The following is a 6,853-nucleotide window of genomic DNA, read 5'->3' as shown; positions in this document are numbered from 1 at the left end:
AACCTGACCAGCCGAAGAACCAGATCGACCCGGCAAGCCCGAGTGGCGCGACCAGCCCAAGAACCCAAGCGGCCAGATCAGCTCGATGAGCCCAAAAGGTGGTCCAACCGGCCCAAAGGGCCCGATCAGCTCGACAGGCGGATGGGCATGATCAAGTAGCGGTAGTCGTGCGGCCCGTCGTCATCCACAGGTTTTCCACCGGTGAGGATGGCGGGCTTGGTCGCCGTCGTGAAGTTGAGCCGGGCGACGTCGGAGTCGATCGCCCCGAGGCCCTCCAGCAGGAACTGGTGGTTGAAGGCGATGTTGATCTCGTCGCCGTCGAAGTCGACCGGGAGCACCTCGACCGCCTGGGCCTCGTCGCCGCTGCCCGCCTCAAGCACGACCTCGCCGCCGCGGAACGCCAGCCGCACCGGCGTGTTGCGCTCGGCCACCAGGGCGACACGCTTGACCGCCTCGACGAACGGCGCGGTCGGCAGGTCGGCCCGCGCGGAGAACTCCGTCGGCAGCAACGACCGATATTTCGGGAACTCCGGGTCAAGCAGCCGCGTCGTGGTGCGCCGCCCCGCGCTCGTGAACCCGATCATGCCCTCGCCGGTGCCGCCCGTGGAGCTCAACGCGATCTCGACCTCGGCGCCGGTCGACCCGAGCGCCTTGGCGGTGTCGTTGAGCGTGCGGCCGGGGATCATCGCGATCGCCGAGATGTCGGCCTGCTCGGGCTGCCACTTCAGCTCGCGGACGGCGAGGCGGTAGCGGTCGGTCGCCGCGAGCGTCACCGTGTCGCCCTCGATCTCCATGCGCACACCGGTGAGCATCGGAAGCGTCTCGTCCTTGCCCGCCGCCACGGCCACCTGGGCGACCGCCGAGGCGAACACGTCGCTGCCCGCCCGGCCCGCGGCGGGAGGCATCGTCGGCAGCGACGGGTAGTCCTCCACAGGCATCGTGAGCAGTGTGAACCGGGCGCTGCCACAGGTGACCACGGCCTTCGCGCCGTCCACGACGACGTCCACAGGGTGTGCGGGAAGCGCACGCGTGATCTCGGCGAGCAGCTTGCCAGACACCAGGACCACACCCGGCTCGCCGCTCTGCAGCTCAAGCGTGACCTCGGCGGACACCTCGTAGTCGAACCCCGACAACTTGAGCCGCTGCTCGGCCGTGACCTCAAGTCTCATGCCCGCGAGCACCGGCACCGAAGGACGTGCGGGAAGGCTGCGTGCCGTCCATGCGACCGCCTCGGCGAGCACGTCCCGGTCGACCCTGAACATCACGTTGATCCGCCTCCTGATGAATCGCTTTGTGCCTGTGATCGCATTTGTCGCGGCCACCGCGTGTCGGCCGCTCTCTTTGGCTGTCGCGTGGCCGGGCGGCACGCACCCGCCCACCTATGGTCGCACTCACCGGCTCATCTCGCCGGACCGACGGGCTTGCTTGTCCAGGCTTTCCGGCGGCTTCCCGGCAGACCGTGTCCCGTGGGTGACCGGATGCCCAAGGATGCCAGATGTCCGGCCTGATCAGCGCCAGACCTGCACGATGGGTATGCCTCGGATGGGTCTTCTGTGGATATAGGGCTTGGTTGTGGATAAGGCATGCGAGGTGCGGTGCCGTCCACGCCGACCTGTGTGTCCGATGCTCACCAGATTTCGCAGCCGACGCCCGGCGCTGGATTGTTCACCGCCATTCGCGGCCCACGGTTCGCGGCGAAGGGGTGCGTACGGCACAGCGCACAGCCGGCCGGACTCCTCCATCGACCGTCCGGTTTCTCCGATTCGCGATGGGGGGTGTAGGCATGTGCGTTGCGTACCGGCGGCCGGGCATTCCGGAGGTATCGGTCCACAGGCGTGGACAACGAGGTGTGGACATTTTTTCTAGAGCCGGTGCCGTCTTCGGAGTTGGTGCTGGTATTCGGCACATTGTCGCGACTTTTTGCACAGCCTGTGGAAAAAGTATGCCCCGAAGGCCACGGACACGACATGTCACACCAACGACTGCCGGGTTTTCCACGTCCGGAGAACCACATTGGGGATGACCGGGCGAGGAACGCGGGCTGAGGTGCCCAGGCATCGGGACAGCCAAGGCTCCGAAGTCCGGCGCTGCGAAGGCGGGGGAGCCGGACGGCTTGTACGGCAGAAGCCCGCTTACCCCATGCCGCATCCCTGAGCCGGCTCATCCGGCCGCAGCTGCCGACCCACCAGTACTACCTGCCCGGGCGCGTTTCCCGCCGCGGGGGAGCCGGCCTCCGAGGATGGCCGGTCGATCCCGACTCCCTGCGCGTCGACTGGGCATCGGCGGCTCGACCATCTGACCTGCGACGACGGAAATGTCGGAGACGTGGTGCACCATCGGGGAAGGTGGTGAGGGCCGGCACCGTGGTGGTGGCGCGAAGATCCTCACCCTGGAGAGGGGTGAAAAGCGATTCGACGGGGAAGTATCCACATTGCGGGTGTAGCTGTGCACAGAGCACACCATCCCCTCGCTGCTCCGGGTTTTGCTTGAGCGTTCACCCACCTGAGCTCGCGAACGAGCGGAGCGCTACTTTTGCTTTTGAGCCCCCTCTTAGAGACATGTGAAGTCATCACCGTAGGGGCTGTGGATACTGTGGAAAACCAGCGTTTTCCCAGGTCATTAAGCGTTGCGTCATCCACTGTCACTGTGGGTAACCGCTGTGGGTAACTCGGCGCTCTGTGGACGGTCAAAAATTACACACAGCGCATCCACAGAAAGTGGGTCCGTCATCCACCGTCGACCCCCCACTTCTCCACAGGATTTCCACAGGTTATCCCCAGGTTTTGGGCGTCCGTTTTGTCGGTTTCAGTGACCGTACACAGGCCCTCCACAGCGCGTCCACAACATATCCACAACTTCTCCACAGGTTATCCACCGAGTTACCCACAGGGTGTTGATAGTCGTCTGGTGAACCATAGGCGGATCACCGGGGAAAGTGCGGAGGCCTGAGGGGGCCAAGCCGAAGGGCGCTTCGGGCGGACCGGGCAAGCCCTCACACCCCCGTCATCACCCCGCTTTCCACCGTGTTTCCCACTCGCCACCACACCTGTGGAGACGATCTCCCGCCACGGCCGACAACGGCTCAATTCACAGGTCAACCGCGTGATCGCGACAGAGGGCAGCAACCGGAGAGGTCCGGTTTTCCCCAGTGATCCACAGCGTTATCCACAGGCTGTGTATCGAGTGGGACGTATCCCCCCGAAACCAACCGCAAGATCAGGGGAGCAACCCTCCCATAGATCACGACCGTACCGCCGTCAACGTTCCGCGCCCCGTACCGTCGCCCCCATTCCGCTTCCGCCTGCCACCCGGTGCACGGTGGGAGTACCTCTTCCGTAAGGCTCCGCCGTACCGTCCCCCGCTTCGCCGCCGTCGACCGGGCAGCATCTCGCGCCGGGTCGGCGGCCCCAATTGTTGTGGCGGGTGTGGGGCAGGCAAGGGTGTCGGGGCGCGGGTGTGTCGCGTGGCTGTTTGGGTTGCTGGGCGGGTGCGTTGGACGCCGACGCGCGGTCCGTCGGCGGGGTCCGCCCGGCAGGGTCCGCCCGACGGGGTGCCCGGTGGTTGCGGTGGCAACCGTGGGCGGGATGTCTCCCGTCGACCATCCTGCGCACGGTGGGGGAGCAACCATCCCGTAGGGCTCCGCCGTACCGTCGCCCCAGCTTCGGCACCGCTTACCTTCCGGCTCACGGGAGGAGCAAGCACCGTACTGTCCCCTGCGGGGAGAAGGGGCCTTGGAGGATCTCCTGGGCGCGCCCCCGGATCGTTGCGCACTCCGGCCACGCTGCGGTTCACAGGCCCCACGGTCGCCCCTGGAGCTTCCGCGGGGCGCTGCGCACGCACCGCACAACGTTTGGGGCGTGCGGGCTGATCGGCGCACCCGGCGGCATATAGGTGGCCTGCCGGGGGCCAGGGACGTCTGCTCAGCACCTCGCCGAGGAAGTGCTTCTCAGCACACGCCGAGCAAGTGCCGGGCGGGCCGAAGTCGTCGCCGCCCAGATGGGTGTCGCCGGCGGCCGACCGCACCTCGCCGACCCCGTCGCCGATGTTCAGGATGCTCACGTCGAAGGTCCCGCCACCGAGGCCGACTTCACAAGTGCCCGGTCCCCGATCACGGCGGCATCGACACACCGGGACCGGACCTCGCCTGAGATGCTGTAGGGCTGACGCTCCTCGGTCTCGAACTGGCTGAGCGACAACACCGCGGACCGGACCTCGCCTGAGATGCTGTACGGCTGACGCCCTCCCAGGTGAGGAAGACGTCAGCTGTTTGCAAGTGTCTTCGCCCTGGCGATGAGCGTCACCACTGGCTTCGACGAACTGCTGTCGTCGCGGCTCGTCACCACTGCGAGACATCCGGAGTTTCCCGGCAGAAGCAGGCGGACCTGCGAGATGGTCGCGGCGTTGTCAAGCACGATCAGCATGCTCCGGTCGGCCTGCGGGCCGACCGGAACGGCGGGCCGGAACCGCCCTGAGGAGCGCCTCGGCGCGGCCACAGTCTGCGTGACCCACACCTAGATCGAGACCATGCCTCCCGGGCGGCCTGGACGTCCTCGTGCGCAGAGGAGTCGTCCGGCAAGAGAGCCGCCCTCGGCCGCTCCACGATCACCGATCTGCCGGTGGTCATGCCGTGTAACCGGTCGACCTGCCGGAGGTCATGCCATGCGGCCAGTCGTGCAGTCGGCTCGCGACCCCGGCTGGCCACCCCGCATGGCCGGGGCGGCCATGCGGGGTGGCCGCGCTAGTCAGCCGCTGTGCAGCCGAACAGCCGACCTGCTGGCCCGGCCCGCCACCCCGGCTGGCAGCTCCGGCCGTGCTGTGGCCGTGCAACTGTCCGGCCGGTCACCCGGGCCGGCCGGGCCACCTGGGCCGGTCACTGTGGTGGTCACACTGTGCGGGAGTGCTGCTTGATGCGGCCGGTGAGTTCGTTCACCTGGTTGAAGATCGAGCGGCGTTCGGCCATGAGGGAGCGGATCTTGCGGTCGGCGTGCATGACTGTCGTGTGGTCGCGGCCGCCGAACTGCTGGCCGATCTTGGGGAGGGACATGTCCGTCAACTCGCGGCAGAGGTACATCGCGATCTGCCGCGACGTCACCAGCACCCGCGACCGGGAGCCGCCGCACAGGTCGTCAATGGAGATCCCGAAGTAGGCCGCCGTCTGCGCCATGATCGTGGCGACGGTGATCTCGGAGTCGGCGTCCTCGGTGATGAGGTCCTTGAGCACGAACTCGGTCAGCTGCAGGTCGACCGACTGCCGCTGGAGGTTCGCATATGCGGTGACCCGGATCAGGGCCCCCTCCAGCTCGCGGATGTTGGTGGAGATGCGGCTCGCGATGTATTCGAGCACCTCGGGCGGGGCGGCCAGGCCCTCCTGGATGGCCTTCTTGCGGAGGATCGCGATCCTGGTCTCCAGCTCGGGCGGCTGGACGTCGGTGATCAGGCCCCACTCGAAGCGGTTTCGGAGACGGTCCTCCAGCGTGCTGAGCTGCTTGGGCGCCCGGTCACTGGAGATCACGATCTGCTTGTTGGCGTTGTGCAGAGTGTTGAAGGTGTGGAAAAACTCCTCCTGCGTCTGCTCTTTGCCCTCCAGGAACTGGATGTCGTCCACCAGCAGGATGTCCACCGCCCGGTAACGGCTGCGGAAGCCGTCGGCCTTGTGGTCGCGGATGGAGTTGATGAAGTCATTCGTGAACTCCTCAGAGCTCACATAACGCACCCGGGCACCGTCGTAGAGGCTCTGCGCGTAATGGCCGATCGCGTGCAGCAGGTGGGTCTTCCCCAGCCCCGAGTCGCCGTAGATGAACAGCGGGTTGTACGCCTTCGCCGGCGCCTCGGCGACCGCGACGGCGGCGGCGTGGGCGAAACGGTTGCTCGATCCGATGACGAAGGTGTCAAAGGTGTATTTCGGGTTCAGCCTGCCCGGCTCGCCCTGCCGCGTGGAGCTGCTCCGCCCGTCCCAGCGGTTTTGCGGCTGGGGCGGCTGCGGCTGGGGGGCGGCGGGACGGTCGAAGGCGTCGCTGTCCTGGGCACCGCCGCGCGTGGCCTCGCCATATTGCTGAGGGGACTCGATGTACGGCGGAGGCGCGAAGTTGTTCGGCTGCCCCGGACGCATCGGACCGGTGGGCGAGGGCTCGGTGAAGCTCTCGTTGAGGAACGGCTGCTTCCCGCTGTCGTAGGGGAAGGGACGCTGTGGTTGAGCCTGTGGATAATCTGTGGACAACTGTGGGGGAGCAGCCTGGGGATGATAGGGCTGCTGCCCCACAGAACCCTGCCTGAGCTGGGAAGATGCCGCCTGTGAGTAGTTCGGCGAGTTGTCCCCAGCCTGGGGATAATTCGGCTGTGGATTCTGGGGATAAGACTCCTGCCGGGTGCCCGAGCCCTCGTCGGCGCCTGCCATCGGGTCGACCATGACGGCCACGCGCATGGGGTGGCCGAATTCCTGGGACAGGGCGTGGGCGATGAGTGGGCGAAGCTTGCTCTCCAGCACGTCCTTGGCGAAGTCGTTGGGCGCGGCGAGCACGACGGTGTCGTTCACCAGGCCGAACGGCCTCGTCAGCGCGAGCCAGGCGCGCTGCTGGGCTGGGACGTTGTCGTCGAGGAAGTTCTCGCGGGCGCGTGCCCATACGGCGCCGAGTTCGGCTCCATCCATGGCTCGGCCACCTTCCTCCATACCGCGGCCCCCCGCGATCGTTTATCCACAGCTGCCGGTCCCGGCCGCATTGCTCGACAGGGGCGCGAACCCTCATGTCCACAGGCCGACCAGGACGTGATCCCCTTTGGAGATCCACAGTTCATCCACAAGTTGTACACAGCCTGTCGCGCACAGCTTTCGGCACATTCCGCTGGCAGAGGGAAA

General features: G+C 66.7%; 3 protein-coding genes and 1 pseudogene. 1 reads left to right on the top strand and 3 read right to left on the bottom strand.

Annotation, left to right across the window (positions count from 1 at the left end):
- Positions 1–125 precede the first annotated feature (125 nt).
- Positions 126–1,265, bottom strand: coding sequence for a DNA polymerase III subunit beta (gene dnaN, locus Ssi02_RS36255; RefSeq protein ID WP_204032645.1), 1,140 nt, complete (start codon positions 1,263–1,265; stop codon positions 126–128).
- Positions 1,266–3,978: 2,713 nt separating this feature from the next.
- Positions 3,979–4,080 (bottom strand): annotated as a pseudogene (locus Ssi02_RS36250) (Hsp70 family protein); the annotation flags it as partial.
- 210 nt (positions 4,081–4,290) lie between these two features.
- On the opposite strand from Ssi02_RS36250, the gene Ssi02_RS36245 reads away from it, so the two are divergent.
- Entirely contained in the window at positions 4,291–4,515 is a 225-nt protein-coding gene (locus tag Ssi02_RS36245; RefSeq protein ID WP_204032643.1) for a hypothetical protein, read from the top strand.
- 367 nt (positions 4,516–4,882) lie between these two features.
- Here the strand turns inward: Ssi02_RS36245 and dnaA are convergent, their stop codons facing one another.
- Entirely contained in the window at positions 4,883–6,646 is a 1,764-nt protein-coding gene (gene dnaA, locus Ssi02_RS36240; RefSeq protein WP_204032641.1) for a chromosomal replication initiator protein DnaA, read from the bottom strand.
- Positions 6,647–6,853 lie beyond the last annotated feature (207 nt).

The organism is Sinosporangium siamense (assembly GCF_016863435.1).
GTDB lineage: Bacteria > Actinomycetota > Actinomycetes > Streptosporangiales > Streptosporangiaceae > Sinosporangium > Sinosporangium siamense.
Note: the sequence above shows the minus strand (reverse complement) of the source record. Positions and strands in the feature narration are given on the sequence as shown.